This is a genomic window from Pedobacter aquatilis (genome assembly GCF_030409415.1).
Taxonomy (GTDB): Bacteria; Bacteroidota; Bacteroidia; order Sphingobacteriales; family Sphingobacteriaceae; genus Pedobacter; species Pedobacter aquatilis.
In genome coordinates this window covers 160,669-185,141 of record NZ_JAUFPW010000031.1, presented here as the reverse complement: position 1 = coordinate 185,141, position 24,473 = coordinate 160,669, and the positions used below count along the sequence as shown (strand labels likewise).

The following is a 24,473-nucleotide window of genomic DNA, read 5'->3' as shown; positions in this document are numbered from 1 at the left end:
CCTTTTTGGTTTAACTAACTTTCAATATGTTTGCTTCCAATCACCGAAAAGATTGAAACTACAGCAGGGCTACAGCTGCCATGGAATGCTGGCAATGGTTTTCAAATTAAAAATTCTTTTGAAGCCTTAATATGTATTTATTTGAAAATGGATGTTTTGAGTGTCGAAAAGGTTGACTGCCATTACAGGTTACTTGTTTTATTCTCCGCTCAAAGTATGGCCCTGTTTTGGAATCGAATAATATTTATGTAGAAAAACACTATGGGTAATTGGGTTTGTTTTACTTACTATTATTAGCCCCCATCCGCGGAAATACTTTTGGCGAAACTTACGATTTTCCTTTGATGTTGTTATTACGCTTCGTAAGTTTTGAGCCAAAAGATTTCAGTTGCGGGAATTGTTGTTGCTGAAAAGCGGTGAACGTTTCGCTACAATATTCAAATAAATTAATAACCACCAGCTAAAAACTGCTCAGAAAATTTAACTGATTCTTGCTTTAATAACTTCCGAAGTTAATCATCCACTGAATGCCAAATTTATCTTTGAAACTACCAAAATAATCACCCCAAAATTGGTCTTCCATGGGCATTTCGATAGTGCCGCCGACAGATAAGCCGTTAAATAATCTATCAGCCTCTTCACGGCTTTTCGCCATTACATTGATGTACATATTGTTACCTTGGTTAAGCACATGCCCCGCAGAAGGAACACAATCTGATGCCATTAGAATTGTATGTTCATTAATTGGCAAGGCGATGTGCATAATTCTGTTGCGTTCATCATCAGCCAATTGCTCAGCTCCTGGTGCATCGCCCATCTTTTTTAGAAATATAAATTCGCCACCAAAAATTGATTTATAGAGGTTAAAAGCTTCTTCGGCCTGGCCGTCGAAGTTTAAGTAAGGGTGCATTGTATTCATCTTCTGATTATTTTATTAAGCTAACCTAAGAAATATTGTTGCTACAACATGGGTGTATAAAAGACAAATAATAGGGGGTTATTTACCATAAAAAACATGGTTTAAATAACTTTTTCGATACTCATGCAAAGAATATAATCTTTGTTTATAACTTAAAAAATTATTTCGCTCCAAAAGCTATGACCAAATTTTTTACCTGTAGTATTCTAACTCTGTTCCTTTGTATAAAAGTAACTTATGGGCAGGGTTTAGATAAGGATAGTCTGTTACAAACTACCGCTGCAGCACATAATACAATTGATTATTTTAATAAGGCAATTGGTACACAATCCAGGCTGGCAAATGGCCAATCTTACAACGGTTATCGGGCAACTATTGATGGCTCTGCATATTTTCCTGAAGATAAGTTATTGCGCAAAGGAACGGTTGTGTATGATGGTTATCGGTTCGGAAATGTGCCCCTTTTGTACGATATCTACAAGGACTTACTTATAACTACAACAGTAGATGGTTTTTTGCAGCTTAGTTTGGTTTCTGAGCGTGTAAGTGCGTTTACAATTCTAGATCACAAGCATGTTTATATTAATACAGGAAGTGATAGCACAAGTATTCCATTCAAATCTGGATTTTTTGAAGAAGTATACAAAGGGAAAACTGAAGTTTTGGTGAAGCGAAGTACAAGCTTGCAACAAGCTTCCGGAACGCGTGATTTACGTAAATATTTCTTATTAAGGGTTCAGTGTTTTTTTAAGAAAGATAACAAGTACTATAAAATTACTAACGAAGGTTCTTTCTTAAAACTATATAAAGAGCAAAAGGCCGAACTTAAGAAATTACTGAGGTCAAATTCGATAAAATTTAATAAAGACCAGATTTCTGCCTTAAAACTTTTAGCCGCACATATCGATAATACTCCTAACTAAACATGCGTAATCTCACAAAAATTTTAACTTTATTATTATCGTTAATTGCTTTACAATCAATTGCTCAAGATAACTCAAAACTTATTTCTGTAGATTTCAATCAGGCGAGAGTTGAGGAAGTTGTACAGGATATCGAAGCGAAAACCAGCTATAAGTTTTACTATGATTTATCCACAATAGATAGCTTGAGGATATCTGTTAAGGCAGAAAATAAAATAGTTTCATTTATACTGGAGCAAGCCTTTAAAGGTTCAGATTTTCATTTCGCAATAAGCGGTACATCCATTTTTCTAACAAAGGGTAAACAAATAAAAACTTTACTGGCTGATGGTTATTATCCTAACAAAGTTGGTGGTGATAAAGCGGTTACGGTTCAGGAAAGAGATTATTTTAATGATAATCAGGCAGAGAAAGTTGCAGATGCAACGATAGAAAATAAGATATATGCAGTTGGTGTTAGAACCAATAATTTAAAACCAGGTAAAGTAACCATGGCGGGCTACCTGCGAGATGTTAAATCAGGCGAACCTATTGTTGGTGCAAGTATTTATTCTGTTGATGCCAAAGTAGGCGCCATGTCTGATCAGTTCGGCTTTTATTCGATAACCCTGCCAACAGGAAAACATACCCTATCAATAAAATCTGTTGTTTCCAAAGATGCCAGAAGACAAATTATGCTATACAATGATGGCAAATTAAATATCGAGCTCCAGGAACAAGTTATGTCGCTTAAAGAAGTGAAAATTTCTGCTGATAAAATAGCAAATATCAAGAGTGTGGAGATGGGCGTGAACCGCCTAAATATTAAGGATATTAAACAAGTGCCTTCTGTATTTGGCGAACCAGATATTTTAAGGGTTGTACTAACCTTACCTGGTGTGCAGTCGGTTGGTGAGGCAAGTACAGGTTTTAGCGTTCGCGGTGGTTCCCAGGATCAAAATTTAATTTTGTTAAACGATGCAACGATTTACAATCCATCGCACTTTTTTGGATTCTTCTCTGCATTTAACCCTGATATAGTAAAGGATGTGCAACTTTATAAAAGTACCATTCCCGAACGTTTTGGAGGTAGATTATCATCGGTTTTGGAGGTTAATAATCGAGAAGGAAATAAAAAGAAATTTACAGGTACAGCTGGTATAGGCTTAATTACGAGCCGTTTTAATATAGAAGGACCAATTGACAGCAATAAAACATCTTTTATTTTAGGTGGAAGAACAACTTACTCAAATTGGTTATTAAAGCTTCTGCCTGATGATTATAAGAATAGTAAGGCATCCTTCACAGATATTAATTTGGGCATAAGCCATCAGTTTAACGAGAAAAATAACCTTTACTTTTCTGGCTATTTTAGTACAGATAAGTTTAAGCTAAACAGCGATACCACTTATAGTTACAGCAACAAGAATATATCACTAAAGTGGAAACACATTTTTAACAATAAAATTTATGGTGTTTTCTCTGCAGGTGCAGATAGATATGAATATAATATCAATAGCGAGGTTAACCCACTTAATGCTTACAGCCTTGATTTTAATATTAATCAGCTTAATTTAAAATCGGATTTTACTTACTACTTAAGTAACAACCATACTGTAAACTTTGGTTTGTCAAGCATCCATTACAAACTAAATCCAGGCAGTTACCAGCCATTAGGTGATGAATCTATTACTCGTCCGGATGTTGTACCCGCAGAGCAGGCATTAGAAAGCGCTCTTTATATCGGAGATAAATATGATATTGGAAACAATCTTTCCATAAGTGCTGGTTTGCGTTATTCGCTTTACAATTATTTAGGGCCACAAACCATTAACAATTATGCGCCAGGTTTGCCACGCACATCTGTAAACCAGATTGATAGTACAATTTACGGAAGCAATAAACTTATTAAAACTTATTCAGGACCAGAAATCAGGCTTTCTGCCAGATATAATGTGAATGATAATTTCTCTATTAAAGGCGCTTATAATACATTAAGGCAATACATTCACTTATTATCTAACACAACGGCCATTGCACCAACAGATGTTTGGAAACTGAGTGACCCAAATATAAAACCGCAATTTGGTAGTCAGGTTTCTTTAGGCCTCTATAAAAACTTCAAATCTCAAACTATTGAAACTTCAGTTGAATTCTACTACAAAAAATTAAAAGATTATCTCGATTATCGTAGTGGTGCTAATCTTGTACTTAACCGCCACATAGAAACAGATGTTTTAAATACCGAAGGTAAGGCTTATGGTGTAGAGCTTTTTGTGCGCAAAACTGCCGGAAATTTGAACGGCTGGATGAGTTATGCCTACTCCAGAACTTTGCTAAAAATGAACGACCCAACAGTTGCGGTGCCGATAAATGGGGGCGATTATTACCCGGCAAATTATGATAAGCCACATGCGTTTAACTTTACCGGAAATTATCGTTTTTCTCATCGTTTTAGCATCTCATTAAATGCGACTTACAGTACTGGTAGACCGATTACGTTACCAATTGCTAAATATTATTATGCTGGCAGCGAAAGGGTTTTCTACTCGGATAGAAATGCTTACCGGATACCAGATTATTTCCGGACGGATCTTTCTATGAATATAGAGGGTAATCATAAAGTTCATCAACGTACACACAACTCGTGGACAATTGGCGTGTACAACCTAACAGGAAGACAAAACGCATATTCTGCATACTTTACGCAAGAAGCTGGTGTAATTAAAGGCTTTCAATTATCAATATTTGCAACGGCAATCCCTTTTGTTAACTATAATATAAGATTTTAAGAAAATGAAAATATTTAAGAAATTATATATCGTAATTGTGCTGCTGGTTTTGTTATGTTGCAAAAAGGCATATAAGCCAGATATTACGGCAACAAATTATAACTTTTTAGTTGTAGAAGGCCTCATAAACACCGGAGCAGATTCTACTTTTATTCGGTTAAGTCGTACGGTTTTATTGGATAGCAAAACAACTTTAAAACCAGAAACCGGTGCAACAGTGACGGTAGAAAGCGATGCAAATCAGGTCTTTAATCTGGTAGAGAAACCATTAGGAACTTATGCTTCCGCACCACTTAATTTGGATAACACCAGAAAATACAGAGTTAGAATCAGGGCGAAAGGCGCAACATATTTATCAGATTTTGTTGAGGCAAAAGTTTCGCCACAAATTGATAGTCTTAATTATAAAGTTGCGGAAACTGGCTTGCAAATCTATTCAAACACGCATGATGTAACCAATAAAACCCGCTATTACAGATGGGAGTATAATGAAACATGGCAATTTAATGCAAAGTATTTCTCTGGTTTTAAAGCTGATGGCAAAGCGATAGTTTCGCGTGATATGAATACAGAAAATATTTACAACTGTTGGGGCAATAGTATTTCCAGTTCTGTTGTACTAGGTTCATCTTCAAAGCTGGTAAACGATGTTATTTATTTGAATCCTATTACATCAATTCCTTCCGATTCGGAGAAATTAGGTATAAAATACAGCATATTGGTTAAACAGTATGCCTTAACAAAAGAAGCTTTCGAATTTTGGGAGTTACTTAAAAAAAACACAGAAAACCTGGGTTCGATATTTGATGCACAGCCATCGCAGCTTACTGGTAATATCCATAACATTTCGAATGCTGCCGAGCCTGTTATCGGCTACATTAGTGCAGGTACTTTTAGTCAGAAAAGGATATATGTAACTAAAGATAAATTACCAAATTGGCGGGTTACCTACCCTTTTTCTTGTAGTGAGCCAGATACCGTTTACACTGTTAATCCGAAAACCGGGAGCAGGGATGAAGACTTACTTTTTCAAACTAAAATACTTATACCTATTGGAGAAGTTATGAATGAATCTGGCAGTGCGGTTATAGGTCATACCGGTGCAGGTTCGGGATGTTCAGATTGTACCATTAGAGGCACAAACAAAAAACCAGCTTTTTGGCAATAAACTTAATATAATGATGCGCTTTTTTAAATTTTATATATCCTTTCTTTTATTGCTCATATTGTGTGTAAACGGTAATGCACAAGTATTGCCAGCTATAGAAAAGGCTTTTAATAATTACACCGATAACAATTTTAAAGAAAAGATATATGTTCAATCAGATAATGATTTCTACCTGACAGGGGAAATACTATGGTTTAAAATTTATTGTGTAGATGCACAGAATAATAAGCCAGCAACGATAAGTAAACTCGCTTATTTAGAGGTTTTAGATGAGAAAAACAACCCTGTTTTGCAGACAAAAATTGCTCTAAAAGAAGGTATTGGAAATGGCTCGATATTTATTCCGGTTAATTTAAGTAATGGTAATTACAAAATACGTTCTTACACAAACTGGATGAAAAATTTTGGTGCAGAAACTTTCTTCGAAAAGAAAATAACGATAGTAAATACCCTAAATACACCACAGATAGTAAAAGCAGAAGATAAAAAATACGATTTTCAGTTTTTTCCAGAGGGTGGAGATTTGGTTGAAGGTGTTCAATCAAAGATTGGATTTAAAATATTGGGGCTTGATGGTAAGGGTTTGGATGCTAGCGGCGTAATTGTTAGCAGCAAGGGCGATACAGCGGCTCGTTTTCAATCTCTGAAGTTTGGTATTGGATCTTTTAATTTAACCCCAGCACCAAACACAACTTATAAAGCTGTTGCAAAATCTGGCTCAAAAGACATTATTTTTCAAGAGCTACCGCTTGCCAGAAAAAATGGCTACGTTTTAAAAGTTGCCGAATCGGCCGGTAATTTAACCGCTACTGTAAGCAGTAATTTAAACGAAGGCAGACTTTACATAATTGCTCATGATGGCAGTAAAATCTTATACTCAGAAACTGGTAATCTATCTACTGGCAAAGCCACCTTTAACTTCAATTTAAACAGGTTAACAGCGGGTACAAGTTACATAACAATATTTAATGGCGAAGGAAAAGCCGTTGCTGAAAGATTATTTTTTAAGAAACCTGAAAAGCGATTAAATATAACTACCACAACCGATTTAAATAATTATAACATTAGGCAAGCTGTAAATGTCGATGTATCTGCAGGAATTAATGGAAAATTAAATGAAACAGCAAGTGTTTCGGTAAGTGTTTACCGGATAGATTCGCTTGATGTTAAGAATGAAATAAACATCGAGAATTATTTAATGTTGTTTTCTAATTTGAAAGGTAATGTAGAATCGCCAGGTTTTTACTTTCAAAGCAATGATGCAAACGTTAAAGAAGCATTGGATAATTTGATGATAACACAAGGTTGGCGACGATTTAATTGGGATAAAATATTATCGGATACAAAACCAAATTTTAAATATTTGCCAGAGTATAACGGTCATTTAATTTCTGGTAAGATAAACGATAAAAACGGTAAGCCTGTAAAAAATATATTTACATACATGGGCGTTCCGGGCAAACGTATTCAATTTTATGGTGCTAGTAGCGATAGTACAGGACATTTCCTGTTTAACACGAGAGATTTTTATGGCCAAAATGAAATTGTTTTACAGCCAAATTATGAATTGGATAGTACGTTGCAGGTATCTTTAAATAATCCATTTTTTGAAAATTATCTGCCTTTTAATCACGCATCCCTAAAAATTGGCGCAAATCAATTAAAAGATTTAAATACCAGAAGCCTAAATATGCAGCTGCAAAATATCTATGCCGGGAATAAATTAAGGCAATTTTACACGCCTGATATTGACAGTTCGTCTTTTTACCTTAAACCTTACAAAACCTATAATTTAGATGATTACACTCGTTTTAGAACGATGGAAGAAGTTTTGAGGGAATACATTGCTCAAGTGTTTGTGTACAAAAAGCAGAAAAGATTTCATCTTCATATTTTGGGCGAAGAGGCCATGCTTGACCAAGATATCGATCCTTTAGTGTTGGTGGATGGGGTACCATACTTTAATATAGATAGAGTGATGAATATAGACCCTTTGAAGATTGAAAAACTTGAAGTTGTAAGGGAAAGATATTATTTCGGGCCTTTAAGCATTGAGGGTGTCCTGAGTTTTAAAACTCCCAAAGGAGACCTAGGTGGAACCGAAATTGACCCACATGCAGTTGTTTTAGATTATGAAGGCATGCAACTACAAAGAGAATTTTATTCGCCAAAATACGATTCAGCTCAACTAAAAGCGAGCAGAATGCCTGATTTTAGAAATACATTATATTGGTCGCCGGAAATAAATCTTGATAAGAACGGTAAAGGCAAAATAAACTTTTACACTTCAGATCAAACCGGGCTATATATCGGTGTTATTCAAGGCATAACTACATTAGGCTTACCAGGTAGTGGAACCTTTAGTTTTGAAGTTAAGAAATAGCTTAAAAACTTTTAGAAGGGTTATTTCTTATGGAATGTAAGGATTTGTAGCGCAAATGGTTTTTGCATGCACAAACCACGGTACTTAAACCCGATAATAGCGAACACGAAGCCCGATTTTAAGCACTGTAGTTTATTTTTTAATTGTGTAATGCTTGTTTCACAGGTTTCAAAGGGCAAGTAAAGCGGATAGCGGGATGAAATATTGCGATTAAAGAAGCGCTTTCATTTCCAAAAATTAATGCTCTTTTCTTGGTTTATAGCTGTTTAAGTCAGATTAAAAACATTCAACTTCCCAAAATCTTTTCCAGTTTTTACCGGCTTCCAGTTTAATAATGCCTTCTTTATGGCTGATTTTTTGATTGTGGTTAACACCATCAGCAACGCCGCACCACGGTTCTAAACAAATAAATGGGGCATCTTTAGCTGCCCAAATCCCGAAATAAGGGAAGTCGTCAAAATGAAAATGTAAACCATAATCGTTTTTGGTATTCAGCAGGCTTATGCAATTACTTTGCAGTGATTTAAAAACGAGTGCATCATTATAAAAAAGGTCGTGTTTCAAATTTAAACGATGTCTGCTCAGTTCAATCACTTCAGTATCATCGGAAACCAGCCCATCCTCAAGCTTCCAATAGGTTAGTTTTTCATCTTCATTAAATGCCAGGTAATAGTCCTCATATTTTGTGTCCGGTGTATTTGGAACGGCGAAGGCGGGGTGCGCACCGATTGAAAAATACATTTTTTTAGTATCGATGTTCTTTACATTATAATTTAGAACAAGTTTTCTATCAACTAACTGATAGCTAAGCTTTAATTCAAATTTAAAGGGGAAATTTTTTAGTGTTTCTTCGGTAAATGTTAGTATAAAAAAAGCTTCAGTTTTGCTTACTTGTTTGGCGTTGAAATCATAATCTCTGGCAAAACCATGACGAGGGAGCTCATATTCTTTATCCTTGTAACTATATATATTGTTTTTTAAAGAGCCAACAATCGGGAACAAAACCGGACTATGTTTCGCCCAATAATTTGCATCGCCGTTCCACATATATTCTATGTCTGTTTCCTTACTAAACAGGCGCTGTAGTTCAGCACCTTTTAAAGCAATTTCAGCTTTTAAAAAATCGTTCTCTAGTGTTATCATTTATCATTAAAAATAAACAATTGAATTAAATTGTGTAGAATTTATAAAATCAATTTAGCTATTTTCTTCCCAAATACAGGCAATATTGATGATGGTTTGCACGGCTTTTTCCATATCCTGAACGCTTACCCATTCTTGCTTACTGTGAAAGGCATGTTCTCCGGCAAAAATATTTGGACAAGGCAAACCCATATAAGATAGACGCGAACCGTCCGTTCCGCCACGAATACTTTGTTTTTTTGCTTTTATTCCGGCTCTTTCTATGGCGATTATGCCATATTCTACAACTTTAGGGTATTTATCAAGTACCTGTTTCATGTTTCTGTACTGTGGTTTCAACTGTAAATTATAACTAGAATTGGGGTAATTTTTCAATACTGATTCTGAAATTTCTGTTATAATATTGGCATGCGATTCAAGCTTTTCATCTGTAAAATCGCGGATGATGAACTGTGCTTCAGCATGTTCTACCTGGCCTTTGATATTAACAGGGTGAATAAAGCCTTGTTTTAATTCAGTTGTTTCTGGTGTTAAATTATCTTTCGGAAGCTTATCTAAAATTTCTGCAAGTATTTTTATTGCACTTTCCATTTTCCCTTTTGCAAACCCCGGGTGACTGCTCACGCCATTAATGCTTAATGTTGCGCCATCGGCAGAAAATGTTTCATCTTCAATCGAACCTAAGGTTTCTCCATCTATGGTATAACCAAAATCAGCAGCTAATTTTTTGAGGTCAGCCTTATCTACGCCTCTTCCTATCTCTTCATCGGGTGTAAATAAAATTTTAATCGTACCGTGTTTAACATCTTTATCTTGTGCAAAAAATACAGCGGCTTCCATAATTTCAGCAACACCGGCTTTATTATCTGCGCCAAGAAGCGTTGTACCACTTGCCGTAATAATATCGTTTCCTAACTGATGTTGTAAATCTTTGTGTTCAGATAATTTTATAATTATCGATTCATCATCAGGTAAGATAATATCGTTTCCGTTATAGTTTTTATGAATAATTGGCTTAACCCCTTCACCACTGCAATCTGGTGATGTATCCATATGCGAGCAAAAACAAATTACCGGAACGTTTTTATCAGTAGTTGATGGAATGGTTGCATACACATAACCATTTTCATCCATATGTGCATCTTCAATACCAAGTTCCAGCAATTCTTCCACTAATTCCGCTGCCAGGTTTTTTTGTTTCATGGTTGATGGGCAAGTTGGCGATTCCGGATCAGATTGAGTGTCAATTTTTGCATATTTAATAAATCTGTTTTCTAAAGATTTGTTAAAGTTTTGATATGTATTCATTTTTCAAAGTTAAATGTTATGGATATTCAATAATCATATTATTTTTGTAAAAAAACAATATGATTTACAAGTATCTAAGGATTATATACTTTTCTATTTTTTTATTAGCTATAGCCAATTCTTCGTCTGCGCAATCCAATTATTTTAAGTGGTCATACGGTTTTGGAGCAGGGCCTAACTATTCCAAAACAGATGTAATAGAAGGAAATTGGGGTTACACAATTTACGGTAATATCGACCACCATTTTACGCCATTTTTAACAGGTGGTTTGGAGGTTCAGTATGGTATGGTACAAGGCGGTGATATTGAAACAGATTTGCATAACAGACAATTTGTAAACAAATATAATGGTGTAAATGCTAACGTTAAGTTAATGCTTGGCGAGCTAATCGATTATAATAAAACCAATTTTTTATATAGTGTTAGGGGCTTATACGCAGGAATTGGTATTGGGGCTATTAAAAATAAAATCACTGATATTGTTCGGTATAAACCAAGTTGGGCCGCTTACGATCCGGGTTACGGACCTTTCCCAGGTAAGGATAAAGGTGTAGATTTATGGGTGCCGATAAACTTTGGGATGAACTTTTACATTAATGATGGTTATGGTTATGTACGCTATGTTATAAATGTAAATGCACAAGGCAATTTCACATTTGGCGAAGGCTTAGATGGATATAATGATCCATCAACAAAGTTTAAAAACTACGACCCTGATACCTATAATGTTTATAGTGTAGGCTTAAAATACTACTTCGGAAATATTAAAGTTTACAGAAAGACACTTTAACTGTACCTAATTATTCATTGCAACATGAGAAATGTTTTCGTGTTTTGGTTATTGCTGTTTGGTTTGCAAGCTTTTGGGCAAACAACACCCTACGAAAATAGTGGCAAAAAAGAAACAACAACTTACAAGGCAGCAATTTCATATTACAAAAGTTTAGTCAAAAATTATTCCCAGGCTAGACTAGAAACTTACGGTAAAACTGATTTTGGCTATCCCTTACATTTGTTGATTTTATCAAAAGATAAGGTTTTCGACCCGGTTTTAATTAGAAAGGCAAACAAACGTGTTTTGCTGATTAATAATGGCATTCATCCTGGAGAACCAGAAGGCATTGATGCTTCGATGATGCTTGCCCGCGATTTATTGAAAAATAATCAATTGCCTAAAGATGTGGTCATTTGTATCATTCCGGTTTATAATATTGATGGCAGTTTTAACCGAACAGGTACATCAAGGGCAAATCAAAATGGGCCAACAGCTTATGGTTTTAGAGGAAATAGCAAAAACCTCGATTTAAATAGAGATTTTATTAAAACCGATTCGAAAAATTCTGCTGCTTTTCAGCTGATTTTTAATACCTGGAAGCCGGAGATTTTTGTAGATACACATACCAGCAATGGCTCTGATTATCAGTATGTAATGACTTTAATTCCTACACAAAAGGATAAGCTAAATTCCATTTTATCAGGTTACTTAACCAAAACTTTAGTCCCCGATTTATATAAAGGAATGGAAAAGCTTGGTTACCCGATGGTTCCGTATGTAAATTCAATTGGCGAAACACCAGAGCGTGGAATAACAGGTTTTATTGAGTCGCCACGTTACTCTACAGGTTATGCTAATCTTCACAACTCAATTGGTTTCATGCCCGAAACACACATGCTAAAATCTTTCGACTTACGTGTTGATGCCACCTATAAATTACTTAAAAATTATGTTGATATTGTGCAACGCGATGCAAAAGTTATTGGTGAAAATAAACGCAAAGCGGATGATTTTGCAGCAAACCAAAAAACTTTTCCTTTAGAATGGAAAGTAAACCACGATAAGTTTGATAGTATTTCTTTCGAGGGTTATGAAGCAGGGAAAAAACCAAGCGCTGTAAGTGGAATCGAGAGACTATATTATGATAGAGCAAAGCCCTACACTAAAACAATAAAACAGTGGAATAATTACGAACCTTCAATTCGTGTTGAGAAGCCAATTGCCTATATCATACCCAAAGCCTGGGATAAAGTAATCGCTTTGCTTAAACTTAATAATGTAACCTTAAAGGAGTTGAAAAATGATGTTAAGCTTAATGTGGAGAGTTATTATATTGCTGACTTAAAGACCGGAACTCGCCCATATGAAGGACATTATGTACACAACGCTGTAAAGCTGAATGCCGTAAATCAACAGCTGCAATATTATGCTGGTGATTTTGTGGTTTATGTAAATCAGCCTGAAAACCGTTACATTGTAGAAACGCTCGAGCCGCAAGCAACCGATTCATTTTTTAACTGGAATTTCTTCGATTCTATTTTAGATATGAAGGAGCACTATTCGGCCTATATTTTTGAAGATACGGCAACAGAAATTTTGAAAAATGACACAGCTTTAAAAACAAAGCTTATCGAAAAAAAGTTAAACGATACAACATTTGCCAAGAGTGGTTCGGCCCAATTAGATTTTATTTATAAAAATTCGGATTATTACGAGAAAACGCATAACAGATACCCGATAGCACGGTTAATTAAAGATGTAAAACTCGATTTGAAATAGTATTATGGAGTATTTTAACATGGCTCCCGTAGCCTCATTAATTTTTGTTTTTACCATCATAACCAGTTTGTACGCGTTTTATGATAACAGCGTTTACGGAAAGTTTATGCTGCATCCGTATAGTGTATCGAAAGGCAAAAATATATTTACGCTGATTACAAGTGGTTTAATTCATGCAGATTGGATGCACCTGGCTTTTAATATGTTTACCTTTTTTGCCTTTGCCTTTACGCTTGAAACTTTAATGGGCAGTTGGAGATTTGGTATGCTCTACTTTTTAGCTTTGATTTTAAGTGATATTCCTACAGTTTTTAGATATAAAGATAGTTTCAATTACAATAGTTTAGGAGCTTCTGGAGCGATTAGCGCAGTATTATTTAGTTATATATTGTATAACCCAATGTCTAAAATTTACATCATGTTTATTCCTATCGGGATACCGGCTGTAGTTTTTGGATTTTTGTATTTAATCTATTGCGCTTACGCCTCTAAAAATTCCAGAGATGGCATTAACCACGATGCTCACTTTTACGGTGCTTTAACCGGATTAATATTTACCATAATTTTTGTGCCTGGTATTTTGCAGAACTTTATCGGTATTTTAACCGGCAATAGGTAGACAAGGATTTTCAAAGAAACTCATTGGCGCATCAGGATTTTTGATGATTTCAAATTTCACATAGCCCCAAGGCTTCCAGAAATTTTCGAGCACTTGTGCATATACTTTATGCTGCCAAACATCGAATAAAGGTTTACTCATATTGCCACGCAAAGGCATAGCTTCTATGTATGTAGTGCCTTCAACTGGCATAAAAGTATATTCAGGCAAACGGTTAAAAAGGTATGCCGAATAATAAAATCTTGCGGTTAATTCCTCAAACTGCTCTGCTGATAAAGCCTTGCCTTTAATTTCATTTAAGATTTCCTGATGGTAACGATTGTTTGTGCCGTTATCTTGCAGACAGGCAATAATGCCAAAGTCTTTAAATTTTAAGGAAAACGTAAGGGTATTAATCTCGTCGCGAAAGCTAAAAGGTGTTTCTGTGTTTTCTAGTTTAACCACATTTATAGACCAAGGCGTAAAATCTTCAAACTCGATGCTGGCGTACAAGTTTTGCATCATGAAATTCAGGTTGCCAAATTTCATCATTAAAGATTGCGACATATTAAGTCCATCGGCGGTCATTTCTTTACGCAAAGCACCATGCATTTCGGTATAAACAAAACCGTACAGAAACTTTCCAATCCAGTTGAATAAATCTAGCTGAGGTAGCGCCGAAACTGCTTCAAAACCACTTTCAAAAGCCTTTTCAATCTTATTTTCCAATTGATTTATGAACTGCTCGTTAAGCTCTGCATTTACCGGAATGGCGATGCTGTTATAAGAACGAATGCTTTCATCCAGAAACTGTATTTGCTCTTCTCCACTTAATCCGGCTTGCTCCAATAACCATTTAGGGATTAAAGGAACCTGAATTATAGGTGAGTTAAAAGTATTACCGCTAAGAAAGCAGTTTTTATAAAGAAAATCGAATTTTTGGAATGGATTGTATAAGCCGGTATTCATCGTTACAATATTAGCCATTATATTTTTATAGCCTTACAACGATGTTTTATTTTAACGTTTGGATTACTAAGTAGAGGTTTTCCCGCAGATGTTCGCTGGTAAGAACCGCAGATTTAAAATGATTTTTTACTTTAAAAGTCGTCATTGCGATTGGGAGATATAGAGCCACAGATTTACAGATTAAATAAATTAAAATCTGCGAATCTGTGGCTGCTTTTTAAGCATTATGCTTAGAGCACACGTAATTGACGATAAAATTAAATCTGCGAATCTGAGGCTCTATTTTATACCTAATAATTATTATAAAAATAACTGATTGAATTAACCAAATCACTATAAATAGGTTTTGTAAATTCGAGGAACAACGCTTCTGGTGGAGGTGGAACAATTTCCCTTCTCCTCGTCATGGCCAGTTGCTGTTTGCTTAAAGCTCTGTCGTCACCTTTATAACTTGCCCAGCTATCGCTCCAAATGTAAGTGCCTGGAAATTTTTGCTGACGAACAATTTTCTTGCTTTGCCAGTCGCTAATGGTCATATCCAATAAGCCTGATGAAGATATATTTTTTTCGAAGATACTGAGCGTAGCTTTTACCGTTCCATAAACAGGTTTTCTGTCACGGGTTTCACCAACAACCACACTGTCGCGTTTCAATTTTTCTACCCGCTCCTTAACATAAGTTTGGCCGACAATAAAATCATCAAAATTTAAGCTTAATACTTGGTCTGGAATAATTTTTTGCTTGGCAGCTTGTTGTTCAGAGTAAAAAATTACAAACTTATTTCTCGCATAGCTGCCCATAAATTCATCAATTTGCTGTTGAAAATAGTCGCCACTTAATTTGTACAATCTACTGTTGACAAAAATTGGCTGAACCACAACACGGGTAACTGCCATCCAATAAGCATCATCCATTTTGGCTTTAACATCCTTATAGTTTGCCTGTAAATTCTGCACTTTTTCAAATTCGTAGTAAGCCTTTTTCGCCGATTGGCGATTGTTGGCGTTTAAATAAGTGATACCAGAATTATACCTTGCTGTTGCTGCATTATATTTGCTTTCATCGAGCTCTTTAATATATTTCGATGGATTTGGCACAACAGTTAAGCAAGCCGGGCAACTGCTAATCTCTTCTGAAAGTTGGTTTATTTTCTGATAATTATACATCACCGTTTCCCATTTGTACAAATCGTTGGTCAATTTGCTTTCTTCGATTTTTCTTAAATGGTCTTGCAAAGCATAGTTGTAAGCGGTTTGTAATACATTTAAAGCTTCACTGTTTTTTGGCGAGTTCTGCAATCGGCTAACCGATTTTAAAACAGAGGCATCATAATCGCCTTTTTGTAAGGCTTTTTTTCCTGTGGTACATCCTCCAATAATTGTTAAGGATAAATAAATAAAATACCGTAATCTTGAAATGTTTTTCATGGCAGGAATGGTTTGCGTTAATAAAACAAATATACTTTTGTAGAGCTAGTATCTCTAATAATATTATAGACGATTGATGATGAAAATAAGTTGCAAGCAATTTGAATTAGAATTAAAACATCCCTTCTCAATTTCGAAATTTACCCGTACCAGTACGCCCTTAATGCTCTTAAAAGTTGATTTTGATGGCGTTGTTGGTTATGGAGAAGCATCGATGGTGCCTTATATGGGCGAAAGTTACGAGAGTGCAAACGCATTTTTGAACCTGGTTGATTGGAACAGCATTAAATTTCCATTCAACTTTCAGGAAATCATAGCTTATCTGGATAGCCTTGCTGCAGGCCAGCCTGCAATTAAAGCTGCTATAGATATTGCCTTGAACGACATCAACGGTAAAATTTTAAATAAACCTTGCTATGAAATTTACGGTGCCGATCCGGAGAAAATGCCCGTTACTTCTTATACCATCGGAATTGATACACCCGAAGTTATCAGAGAAAAACTCAAGGATGCGGAAGCCTTTAAGGTAATTAAGGTTAAGCTTGGTCGGGATAATGATAAGGAAATTATTGAAACCATTCGCAGCATTACTGATGTGCCTTTATATGTTGATGCAAATCAAGGCTGGACGGATAAAATAAAGGCCATCGATTTAATTTACTGGTTGCATAGCCAGGGTGTTGTTTTAATTGAACAACCGATGGATAAAAATAACATTGATGGTAATGCATGGTTAACCGAACGCAGTCCGATTCCATTATTGGCTGATGAGGCAATGCAGCGTTTGGTTGGTATGGATAAACTGAAGGGTGCTTATCATGGCATTAATATAAAGTTGATGAAAAGCTGTGGCATGTACGAAGGTCATCAAATGATTTTGAAAGCCCGCTCGTTTGGTATGAAAGTTTTGATTGGATGTATGAGCGAAACCAGTTGTGCTACACTAGCGGCTGCCGCACTTGCTCCATTATGTAATTGGGCAGATTTAGATGGACCATGGTTAACCAAGAATAACCCTTTTAATGACCCATATTTTGAGAACGGAAAGTATATTTTAAAGGATTTACCAGGTTTAGGTTTAGAAGGCGTTACTCCTGATCTTTTTCCTGATAGGTTTTCCTAATCTGTTTCATTAACTGAATTTTGAAATAAAGAAAACAAGCTGCTGTACCCACAAGAAAAGCACCAGGCAAATATTTGTGATTATTGTAGCACCAAACTACACCAATAACCGAAAGGATGATCGCAAGGTTGTAAAATATATTTAAAGCAATTTTTTTACCCACAATGGAAATGATTGAATGAGTGAATTTTGAATGAGGGATTGATAGATTGAGTGGATGAAAGAATGAGAAAACATACTATTTATATTCAATCATTCTTTCATTCCATCCTTCAATCATTTCTAATATACTGGCATATTCGGGTCATAAGCTTCTTGCCAAGCCAAAATACCACCTTTTAAATTATATAAATTTTCGAAACCATACTGTGATTCTAATTGCATAACCGCGGCAGCACTTCTTTTACCACTACGGCATTGAATAATAACTGGTTTATCTTTGGAGATTTTATCAGCCTCAATTAAAATGCCACCCAAAGGGATGTTTTCTCCATCAAGGTTAGAAACCTCATATTCGAATGTTTCGCGAACATCAATTAATTGGAAATCTTCTTTATTATCGATTTTCTGTTTTAGTTCCTGTACTGATACTTCTTTCATGTGAAAATTATTTTTACAAACTTATATAAATTAGTTCATGGCTACAATAATGCTTTCGCTTATAACACTTTAATTACGATTCGCAGATATTTATTTAATTTTAAACTGTAACAACTTAAACCCTTGGGCGTTTAATTATAAAATATTCTTATGAACAAGCTTAACCGATTCTTTTGGTTTTGTTCTGGTGCGCACATTCCAACACTGGAGAAGTATTCTACTGAACAAAATAAATATACCGGCATTGGCGCCACTATCTTTTTCACAGGCATATTTGCTGCCCTTTCTGGCGGTTACGCTATGTATTTTGTTTTTAAGGGCGATGATTTAGCCGTAATTTTCGCCTTAATTTTTGGCTTTCTGTGGGGTGCAGCCATTTTTAATATGGATAGATACATTGTATCGAGCATAAATAAAAGTGCATCTACTAACAAACAAATTTTACAAGCAACACCTCGAATTTTATTAGCAATAATGATTGGTATTGTAATTTCCAGACCAATCGAATTAAAGATTTTTGATAAAGAAATTAAGGAACGATTAAAAGTAAGCTACCTTAATGGTCAGCGGAAAAAGATAGATACTTTAAATAAAGCTTTTGAAAAGAAATATCAGGTTGAATTTGGTCGTTTAAATCAGCAAAAAGCGACCAGAGATAGTTTAGAAAAAGGTATAAAAGCCGACAGACAAAAGCTCAATTTCGAAATCTTCGGAAATAAAACCAATGAAACTTCTGGTGTGATGGGTTATGGTCCGTACGCCAAAAGAAAGGAAACTGAAATTAAACAGCGAACAGCCGAGCTTGATAGTTTAAAGGCAAACATTAATAGGTCAGAATCATTTATTGATAAGCGAAAAGATTTCGATGGTTTATTCACTGAGAAATTATATACCGCAAAGCAATTAGACAGTCTTTCAAACATCGCTGGTTTTGCAGATCGAAACTGGGCGCTTGGTCAGCTTTCTTTTAACGCCGACGGAACAAAAGATAACAACACAGCGCTTGCCGTTACCTTTATTGGCTTGCTATTCATCTTCTTTGAGTGTTTGCCGGTATTTGTGAAACTAATGAGCGCTCGCGGTCCTTACGATTATGTTACTGCTGATGGCGATGAAGCCGACATTTATGAATCCAAAAAACATAAAGATTTTAGAATGGAGGTTGCCGATAATATTCACGAAACCAAAGTCGATTCAGAATCATCGAAACAAAAAGAGATTTTAAAAGGTAGAGCTTACCGTGATTTGGAGAAATACGATTGGGATAAGGAGTGAGGTTAGAGGGAAGGTGTTAGATGGAAAAGGGAAAATGTGGGATTTGGAATTTCCCACCTACCATTTTTACATCTTCTTCTTCCATTTTTTGTATTTTAAGACCATTAAATTATTCATATGAAACCATCATGATTTTTCGAACCGCACCAGTGGTATGAAAAATCTGATAGCTTCATCTCCGTAAAAAAATATACATACAGATGAAAAAAATATTTGGGGCGATTTCAATATCGTTCTTATCCATTGCGGCTTCTGCGCAAAATGAAATAAATTATACCATTTCATTTCCAAATGCAATCCACCACGAGGCGCAAATAGAAATGCAAATTCCTAATGTTCCGGCAGGAAAATTAAAGGTTAGAATGAGCCGATCTTCACCGGGTAGATATGCTACGCATGAGTTTGGGAAGAATGTATATAATTTAAAGGCTTTTGATGAAAGTGGAAAGTTGCTTAAAATTAATCAGCCGGCAGGCGATGAATATGAAATAGCAGAGCATGGTAAAAATGTAAAAATTACATACACGTTGTTTGGTAATTGGATTGATGGAACCTATGCAGGTTTCGATGAAACCCATGCGCACATGAATATTCCGGCAACATTTGCTTTTCCGGTAGGCATGGATGCAAGACCACGTTTAGTGAAGTTTAATTATACCAAAAAGCAAAATTGGAAGGTTGCTACTCAATTAAAGCCAATTGGTAATAATACCTTTTACGCAGTGAATTTGCAGTATTTTATGGATAGCCCAACCGAAATTGCCAACTATAAAACGGCAAGCTGGCAGGTTAAAAACAAGGATGGAAAGTTGCAAACGATTCATCTGGTTTCGCACTCTAAAGATGATCAGAAAACGATTGATAATTATGCAGAAATGCTTAAAAAAATGGTTGATGAACATTACGCTGTTTGGGGAGAATTTCCGGTTTATGATTATGGCAATTATTATTTCCTACATGATGTTTATCCAGATTATGCTGGCGATGGAATGGAACACAGAAACTCAACTGTTATTGTTCAGCGAACGCCAAAAATAGAAGGTTATGAAAATAATTTATTGGGTTCATTTTCTCATGAATTTTTCCATAGCTGGAATGTCGAGCGATTAAGACCGAAAACTTTAGAGCCTTTTGATTTTACCCATTCGGATATCAGTAACGAATTGTGGCTTGCAGAAGGTTTTACGCAATATTATGGCAATTTGCTTTTAACAAGAGCCGGATTTAAATCTGTAGATAACGCAGCACAAACATTCAATGGCTTGGTGAATGCGGTTTTAAATTCGCCTGGTGCTAAAAATTACTCGCCAATAGAAGCGAGTAGATATGCTGTATTTGCTGATGCAGGTGTTGCAATCGATCAAACAAACAAAGGAAACATTTTCCTTTCTTATTACACTTACGGAGCTGCAACAGCCTTGGCACTAGATTTAAAGTTGCGTACCGAATTTAAGCTTACGCTAGATGATTATATGCGTGCCCTTTGGAAAGCTTATGGCAAGCCCGAAATTGCCTATACCATTCCAGATTTAGAAAAAACTCTAGGCGCTTTGACTAAAAATCAAGCTTTTGCAACCGATTTCTTTAAAAGATATATTTACGGAACTGAAAAGATTGATTACGCAAAATTATTGTTAAACGCTGGTTATGTATTGCGGAAAGTGAATGCCGGCAAAGCTTATACTGGTATTGGTAGAGTAACTTTTGAGGATGGTAAAGCGATCGTTCCTCAAACTTTAACAGGAACTCCGGCTTATGCTGCGGGCTTAGATTTTGGGGCAACACTTTTAACCATTGATAGTGTTGAAATTAAAGATCAGGCTGCTTTAAATAAAGTTACCGATGCACACAAACCCGGTGATGTTGTAGAAGTTACATACAGCTATTATGGCGAGAACAAAACAACAAAACTTACTTTTACAGAAAACCCGATTTTGGAAATTGTATCAATTGAAAAAACTGGCGGTAGTTTAACTAAGGAAATGCAGAGTTTCAGAGATAATTGGTTAAACTCGCAGATAAAATCGAAATAAAATAGACTTAAACAAATAGTAATGAAGAAAATTTTTCTTGTTGCGCTAGCCGGAATGGCAACTTTACAGTTAAGCGCTCAAAATATTGATAAAATTATAACTCGCGAATACACCGACCATTTAATTAAAACTTTAAGCAGCGATGCAATGGAAGGCCGTGGTACTTTTACGCCTGGAATAGATAAGGCAGCAACATTTATCGAATCTGAATTTAAAAAAATCGGGTTAAAGCCGCTTAACGGAGAAAGCTCTTTCCGTCAGACTTTTTATAAGATTAGATTAACGCCAGAGCCAACAAAATTGGTTATTGATGGTAAAACTATTCCACAGGAGAATATTTTGGTTTGGGCAAAATCTCCATCAATAATATTTAATCAGACTAACGCTGACGGTATAATTAAATTAGATACTACAAAAACTTTTGCAGCTCAATATCGCTTACTTAGTCGCCCAGGTAAAAAGCAAGTTGTTTTGGTTGATGCAAAATTTGCAGCTGATTTCAAGCGTTATAAATCCTTTTTAAATCGTGGCGCTATTATAGATGAAAAAGATGCTCAATCGCCAACACCAGATGCAACAATTTTTGTTTTGGGCTTAAATGAAGCACAGGAATTTAATGCTGAAGTAAAAAACAAGGTAGAAAAGCTTCCTTTATTTAATGTTGCCGGAATGATTCCTGGTAAATCAAAGGAGAAAGAACTGGTTGTGTTTTCAGGGCATTATGATCATTTGGGCATAACAAAATCTGTTGAAGGTGATAGCATTGCAAATGGTGCTGATGATGATGCATCGGGAACTACTGCCATGATTGCTTTGGCAAAATATTATAAAGCACAGAAAAACAATGAGCGTACTTTAATTTTCGTGGCATTTACAGCCGAAGAAATTGGTGGTTTTGGCGCTAAATATTTCTCAGAGAAATTAAATCCTGATGATGTTGTGGCTATGTTTAATATTGAAATGATTGGTAAGGATTCTAAGTTTGGTAAAAATTCTGCCTTTATTACTGGTTACGATAAATCTGATTTTGGCAAAATTTTGCAAAAGAACTTAGCCGGAACGGAGTTTACTTTTCATCCAGATCCATACACTGAACAAAATTTGTTTTACAGAAGTGATAATGCAACATTAGCTGCTTTAGGCGTTCCGGCACATACTATCAGTACAGATCAAATTGATGTAGATAAATTTTATCACACTGTGAAAGATGAGTACAGCACTTTGGATGTAGAAAATATTTTATCAACAATTAAAGCAATTGCGAAAAGTGCAACTTCAATTGTAAACGGCACGGATGCGCCAACCAGAATTCCGAAGCTGAAATAATTATTTCGGTTTATTAAGAAGCCACAGATTTACAGATTAGAAAAATACAATCTGTGGCTTTTTTATTGTGACAAATATTTTAGAATTTAAAACTTATATTCCATTACATAATCATCCATAAAATATCCATCACCGATATCAAGCTTTACAGATTCTTTAATTTTAAAGCCTCCTTTTAGGTAAAAATCTTTCGCCTTATTGTTTTTATTTACATTAAGCTGCAAGGCTGATGCACCTAAGTTTTTAACCTGATTAAATACTTCATTTATTAAGATTTTACCTATTCCTTTGCCATGTGCAGATGGCAAAACGTAAAGTTTGTGTAGTTTGTAGATGCGCTCTTCGTGGTTAATTATCGAAAAACCTGCAAAGCCATATTGTTCTTCACCATCTTCAGCAATTAAAAAAGTGTGCCCTTCCATAAGTTGCTTTATCAGCTCGCCACGATTATACATTTTCTCCAACATATAATCGATTTGTGCTTGTCCTATTATTTCGAGGTATGCGGTCGGCCATGTATTTTCCGCAATCTTTCTGATGATTTCAATATCCTCTTCTTTTGCTTTTCTTATGGTAATCATAGTGGTTCGCTAATAAAAATTGGAGTTCCTGAGAAAGTGAATTCTACAAAACCATCGTTAACGACTTCAAAAACCTCATCATCATTTTGGGTAAGATTTGTTACTTCTAGATATCGGTCTCCGTGAATTAAAAACTCACTTCCGGCAGGTTTCCAAACTGAGAAGCCAGATTTTATTGGATAATGTTTAGCCTTTTCTGTAAACACAACAATATTAATGTCCTCTTCAAAACCAGCAAACTTTTCTAAATCAAATTTCGTAGTGATTACATTTACTGCGGGATATTTTTCTCCAACGAGATAATTTATAGCAACCATTAAATCATCAGCCGGACCTTGAATTACTTTTGTGTTTTCCTGAGTTTCCATTTCAGGAGCATTCACAATTACATCTACTTTTAAGCCTAAAGAAAAAATCTTTTCGTAGGATGAATAATTAACAACTAGCGTTGGGCTCCATTCTAATAGCTGACCAAGGAGTTCTTCATTAAAATTACCAAGTTCATCGATATATAGCGCAGGTTCTTGCTTTTCTTTTACAATATGGTGTGACGACATATTGCGAAGATAAATGTTTTAGTATCAAGTAGCGAGAATCAAGTACCAAGTTTAGTTAGAAATTTTAAAACGATCTACTGCCTCAATATTTTAATAATTGCTAGTCTAAAGCTCAGCCCTTTACTGCATCGTAAAAATCTTGATAAGCTTCAATAAAATCATCGGCAAAATTTATAGCACCAGCTACTGCAATACCGTGAATGCCAGTTTGAATTAAAGCTTCAACATCATACAAAGTGACTCCACCAACGGCTACAATTGCTAAATTTAAGTCTTGCTTATTTAGTTCTGTAATTGCTTTTCTGTAATCTTCTAATGTGATGTTTGAATAATCGTTGGGCTTTGTTTCGCTTGCGGCGTAAGGGCCAAAACCTGCATAATCTGCACCTTCTTCTGCCAATCGGACTAGATTTTCAATTGTATTTGCAGAGCCTCCTAAAGTAATATCATTACCAACAATCTTTCGCAAAGCGATGAAATCTGCATTCATATCTTCTATGTGAAAACCCTGTATATCGGCTTTGCCATTCACGTGAACGTGATTAGTTACGATTAGTGTAGTTCCCCAATCATCACAGATTTCAGCTATTGAATTTATATCCTTTAAAAGTTCATCATCAGCTTTGCTTAAGCAGCGATATTGAATCCATTTTGCACCAGCTTCGCAGGCCAGTTGCGCTTGCTCTATGTGAGAAAAATCTGGAATATCGTGTGTGATGTAATGTAGCTTTTCGATATATTTCATTTTAGGTGATACGTAGTAAGTTTTAAGTAGTAGGTTATAAATACTTAAAACCTACTACTTAAAACTTTA

General features: G+C 35.5%; 21 protein-coding genes. 11 read left to right on the top strand and 10 right to left on the bottom strand.

Annotated features, from left to right (window positions below):
- Positions 1 to 496: 496 nt before the first annotated feature.
- Complete coding sequence (locus QWY86_RS14155) at positions 497 to 919, bottom strand: VOC family protein (RefSeq protein ID WP_290242991.1); 423 nt, start codon at positions 917 to 919, stop codon at positions 497 to 499.
- A 179-nt stretch (positions 920 to 1,098) separates the two neighbouring features.
- Here QWY86_RS14155 and QWY86_RS14150 point away from each other — a divergent pair, with 179 nt between their 5' ends.
- The 4 genes from QWY86_RS14150 to QWY86_RS14135 are packed head-to-tail and all read left to right on the top strand — an operon-like array spanning position 1,099 to position 8,164.
- Positions 1,099 to 1,842: a hypothetical protein gene (locus QWY86_RS14150; RefSeq protein WP_290242990.1), complete on the top strand. Its 744-nt coding sequence runs from the start codon at positions 1,099 to 1,101 to the stop codon at positions 1,840 to 1,842.
- Between the two features lie 2 nt (positions 1,843 to 1,844).
- Positions 1,845 to 4,613, top strand: a complete 2,769-nt coding sequence (locus QWY86_RS14145) for a TonB-dependent receptor (RefSeq protein WP_290242989.1) — start codon at positions 1,845 to 1,847, stop codon at positions 4,611 to 4,613.
- 4 nt (positions 4,614 to 4,617) lie between these two features.
- Positions 4,618 to 5,781 (top strand): DUF4249 domain-containing protein, encoded by a 1,164-nt coding sequence (locus tag QWY86_RS14140; RefSeq protein ID WP_290242988.1) that lies wholly within the window; start codon positions 4,618 to 4,620, stop codon positions 5,779 to 5,781.
- Between the two features lie 10 nt (positions 5,782 to 5,791).
- Positions 5,792 to 8,164, top strand: a complete 2,373-nt coding sequence (locus QWY86_RS14135) for a hypothetical protein (RefSeq protein WP_290242987.1) — start codon at positions 5,792 to 5,794, stop codon at positions 8,162 to 8,164.
- 276 nt (positions 8,165 to 8,440) lie between these two features.
- Here the strand turns inward: QWY86_RS14135 and QWY86_RS14130 are convergent, their stop codons facing one another.
- Both QWY86_RS14130 and pepT read right to left on the bottom strand, forming a co-directional pair.
- A complete protein-coding gene (locus QWY86_RS14130) occupies positions 8,441 to 9,307 on the bottom strand; it encodes an aldose 1-epimerase family protein (protein ID WP_290242986.1) in 867 nt (288 codons plus the stop codon).
- A gap of 54 nt (positions 9,308 to 9,361) precedes the next feature.
- The gene (gene pepT / locus QWY86_RS14125; protein ID WP_290242985.1) at positions 9,362 to 10,615 is read right to left on the bottom strand and encodes a peptidase T; all 1,254 of its coding nucleotides are present in this window, start codon (positions 10,613 to 10,615) and stop codon (positions 9,362 to 9,364) included.
- 59 nt (positions 10,616 to 10,674) lie between these two features.
- Here pepT and QWY86_RS14120 point away from each other — a divergent pair, with 59 nt between their 5' ends.
- Genes QWY86_RS14120 through QWY86_RS14110 form a run of 3 tightly spaced genes read left to right on the top strand, consistent with a single transcriptional unit; the run spans position 10,675 to position 13,789 of the window.
- Positions 10,675 to 11,406 (top strand): hypothetical protein, encoded by a 732-nt coding sequence (locus QWY86_RS14120; protein WP_290242984.1) that lies wholly within the window; start codon positions 10,675 to 10,677, stop codon positions 11,404 to 11,406.
- Between the two features lie 24 nt (positions 11,407 to 11,430).
- Positions 11,431 to 13,170: a M14 family zinc carboxypeptidase gene (locus tag QWY86_RS14115; RefSeq protein WP_290242983.1), complete on the top strand. Its 1,740-nt coding sequence runs from the start codon at positions 11,431 to 11,433 to the stop codon at positions 13,168 to 13,170.
- A 19-nt stretch (positions 13,171 to 13,189) separates the two neighbouring features.
- A complete protein-coding gene (locus QWY86_RS14110; RefSeq protein ID WP_290242982.1) occupies positions 13,190 to 13,789 on the top strand; it encodes a rhomboid family intramembrane serine protease in 600 nt (199 codons plus the stop codon).
- On the opposite strand, the gene QWY86_RS14105 is transcribed toward QWY86_RS14110, so the two are convergent.
- Both QWY86_RS14105 and QWY86_RS14100 read right to left on the bottom strand, forming a co-directional pair.
- Entirely contained in the window at positions 13,772 to 14,755 is a 984-nt protein-coding gene (locus QWY86_RS14105) for a hypothetical protein (protein WP_290242981.1), read from the bottom strand. The genes QWY86_RS14110 and QWY86_RS14105 overlap by 18 nt on opposite strands.
- A gap of 272 nt (positions 14,756 to 15,027) precedes the next feature.
- The gene (locus QWY86_RS14100; RefSeq protein WP_290242980.1) at positions 15,028 to 16,164 is read right to left on the bottom strand and encodes a hypothetical protein; all 1,137 of its coding nucleotides are present in this window, start codon (positions 16,162 to 16,164) and stop codon (positions 15,028 to 15,030) included.
- Positions 16,165 to 16,243: 79 nt separating this feature from the next.
- Here QWY86_RS14100 and QWY86_RS14095 point away from each other — a divergent pair, with 79 nt between their 5' ends.
- Positions 16,244 to 17,287, top strand: coding sequence for a dipeptide epimerase (locus QWY86_RS14095; protein ID WP_290242993.1), 1,044 nt, complete (start codon positions 16,244 to 16,246; stop codon positions 17,285 to 17,287).
- Here the strand turns inward: QWY86_RS14095 and QWY86_RS14090 are convergent.
- Together QWY86_RS14090 and QWY86_RS14085 are read right to left on the bottom strand one after the other, a co-directional pair.
- The gene (locus tag QWY86_RS14090) at positions 17,253 to 17,450 is read right to left on the bottom strand and encodes a DUF6358 family protein (protein WP_290242979.1); all 198 of its coding nucleotides are present in this window, start codon (positions 17,448 to 17,450) and stop codon (positions 17,253 to 17,255) included. The genes QWY86_RS14095 and QWY86_RS14090 overlap by 35 nt on opposite strands.
- A 119-nt stretch (positions 17,451 to 17,569) precedes the next feature.
- On the bottom strand, positions 17,570 to 17,887 hold the full coding sequence (locus tag QWY86_RS14085) for a rhodanese-like domain-containing protein (protein ID WP_290242978.1): 318 nt from the start codon (positions 17,885 to 17,887) through the stop codon (positions 17,570 to 17,572).
- 150 nt (positions 17,888 to 18,037) lie between these two features.
- Here QWY86_RS14085 and QWY86_RS14080 point away from each other — a divergent pair, with 150 nt between their 5' ends.
- The 3 genes from QWY86_RS14080 to QWY86_RS14070 all read left to right on the top strand — a co-directional run bounded on the left by QWY86_RS14080 (position 18,038) and on the right by QWY86_RS14070 (position 22,521).
- Positions 18,038 to 19,162, top strand: a complete 1,125-nt coding sequence (locus QWY86_RS14080; protein WP_290242977.1) for a DUF4407 domain-containing protein — start codon at positions 18,038 to 18,040, stop codon at positions 19,160 to 19,162.
- Between the two features lie 200 nt (positions 19,163 to 19,362).
- Positions 19,363 to 21,195: a M61 family metallopeptidase gene (locus QWY86_RS14075; RefSeq protein WP_290242976.1), complete on the top strand. Its 1,833-nt coding sequence runs from the start codon at positions 19,363 to 19,365 to the stop codon at positions 21,193 to 21,195.
- A gap of 21 nt (positions 21,196 to 21,216) precedes the next feature.
- Positions 21,217 to 22,521, top strand: a complete 1,305-nt coding sequence (locus QWY86_RS14070) for a M20/M25/M40 family metallo-hydrolase (protein WP_290242975.1) — start codon at positions 21,217 to 21,219, stop codon at positions 22,519 to 22,521.
- Between the two features lie 86 nt (positions 22,522 to 22,607).
- Here QWY86_RS14070 and QWY86_RS14065 read toward each other — a convergent pair whose 3' ends face one another.
- From QWY86_RS14065 to QWY86_RS14055, 3 genes are all read right to left on the bottom strand, one after another.
- On the bottom strand, positions 22,608 to 23,102 hold the full coding sequence (locus QWY86_RS14065) for a GNAT family N-acetyltransferase (RefSeq protein ID WP_290242974.1): 495 nt from the start codon (positions 23,100 to 23,102) through the stop codon (positions 22,608 to 22,610).
- Positions 23,099 to 23,659 carry a thiamine pyrophosphokinase gene (locus QWY86_RS14060; protein WP_290242973.1) on the bottom strand — a complete coding sequence of 187 codons (561 nt, stop codon included), beginning with the start codon at positions 23,657 to 23,659 and terminating at the stop codon, positions 23,099 to 23,101. The genes QWY86_RS14065 and QWY86_RS14060 overlap by 4 nt, the downstream gene beginning before the upstream one ends.
- Positions 23,660 to 23,771: 112 nt before the next feature.
- Complete coding sequence (locus tag QWY86_RS14055; RefSeq protein ID WP_290242972.1) at positions 23,772 to 24,404, bottom strand: thiamine phosphate synthase; 633 nt, start codon at positions 24,402 to 24,404, stop codon at positions 23,772 to 23,774.
- Positions 24,405 to 24,473 lie beyond the last annotated feature (69 nt).

What these genes read in the sequence shown, in the direction of transcription:
- QWY86_RS14155 (WP_290242991.1), bottom strand. Translation starts at nt 919, where the DNA reads ATGAATACAATGCACCCTTACTTAAACTTCGACGGCCAGGCCGAAGAA.
- QWY86_RS14150 (WP_290242990.1), top strand. Translation starts at nt 1,099, where the DNA reads ATGACCAAATTTTTTACCTGTAGTATTCTAACTCTGTTCCTTTGTATA.
- QWY86_RS14145 (WP_290242989.1), top strand. Translation starts at nt 1,845, where the DNA reads ATGCGTAATCTCACAAAAATTTTAACTTTATTATTATCGTTAATTGCT.
- QWY86_RS14140 (WP_290242988.1), top strand. Translation starts at nt 4,618, where the DNA reads ATGAAAATATTTAAGAAATTATATATCGTAATTGTGCTGCTGGTTTTG.
- QWY86_RS14135 (WP_290242987.1), top strand. Translation starts at nt 5,792, where the DNA reads ATGATGCGCTTTTTTAAATTTTATATATCCTTTCTTTTATTGCTCATA.
- QWY86_RS14130 (WP_290242986.1), bottom strand. Translation starts at nt 9,307, where the DNA reads ATGATAACACTAGAGAACGATTTTTTAAAAGCTGAAATTGCTTTAAAA.
- pepT (WP_290242985.1), bottom strand. Translation starts at nt 10,615, where the DNA reads ATGAATACATATCAAAACTTTAACAAATCTTTAGAAAACAGATTTATT.
- QWY86_RS14120 (WP_290242984.1), top strand. Translation starts at nt 10,675, where the DNA reads ATGATTTACAAGTATCTAAGGATTATATACTTTTCTATTTTTTTATTA.
- QWY86_RS14115 (WP_290242983.1), top strand. Translation starts at nt 11,431, where the DNA reads ATGAGAAATGTTTTCGTGTTTTGGTTATTGCTGTTTGGTTTGCAAGCT.
- QWY86_RS14110 (WP_290242982.1), top strand. Translation starts at nt 13,190, where the DNA reads ATGGCTCCCGTAGCCTCATTAATTTTTGTTTTTACCATCATAACCAGT.
- QWY86_RS14105 (WP_290242981.1), bottom strand. Translation starts at nt 14,755, where the DNA reads ATGGCTAATATTGTAACGATGAATACCGGCTTATACAATCCATTCCAA.
- QWY86_RS14100 (WP_290242980.1), bottom strand. Translation starts at nt 16,164, where the DNA reads ATGAAAAACATTTCAAGATTACGGTATTTTATTTATTTATCCTTAACA.
- QWY86_RS14095 (WP_290242993.1), top strand. Translation starts at nt 16,244, where the DNA reads ATGAAAATAAGTTGCAAGCAATTTGAATTAGAATTAAAACATCCCTTC.
- QWY86_RS14085 (WP_290242978.1), bottom strand. Translation starts at nt 17,887, where the DNA reads ATGAAAGAAGTATCAGTACAGGAACTAAAACAGAAAATCGATAATAAA.
- QWY86_RS14080 (WP_290242977.1), top strand. Translation starts at nt 18,038, where the DNA reads ATGAACAAGCTTAACCGATTCTTTTGGTTTTGTTCTGGTGCGCACATT.
- QWY86_RS14075 (WP_290242976.1), top strand. Translation starts at nt 19,363, where the DNA reads ATGAAAAAAATATTTGGGGCGATTTCAATATCGTTCTTATCCATTGCG.
- QWY86_RS14070 (WP_290242975.1), top strand. Translation starts at nt 21,217, where the DNA reads ATGAAGAAAATTTTTCTTGTTGCGCTAGCCGGAATGGCAACTTTACAG.
- QWY86_RS14065 (WP_290242974.1), bottom strand. Translation starts at nt 23,102, where the DNA reads ATGATTACCATAAGAAAAGCAAAAGAAGAGGATATTGAAATCATCAGA.
- QWY86_RS14060 (WP_290242973.1), bottom strand. Translation starts at nt 23,659, where the DNA reads ATGTCGTCACACCATATTGTAAAAGAAAAGCAAGAACCTGCGCTATAT.
- QWY86_RS14055 (WP_290242972.1), bottom strand. Translation starts at nt 24,404, where the DNA reads ATGAAATATATCGAAAAGCTACATTACATCACACACGATATTCCAGAT.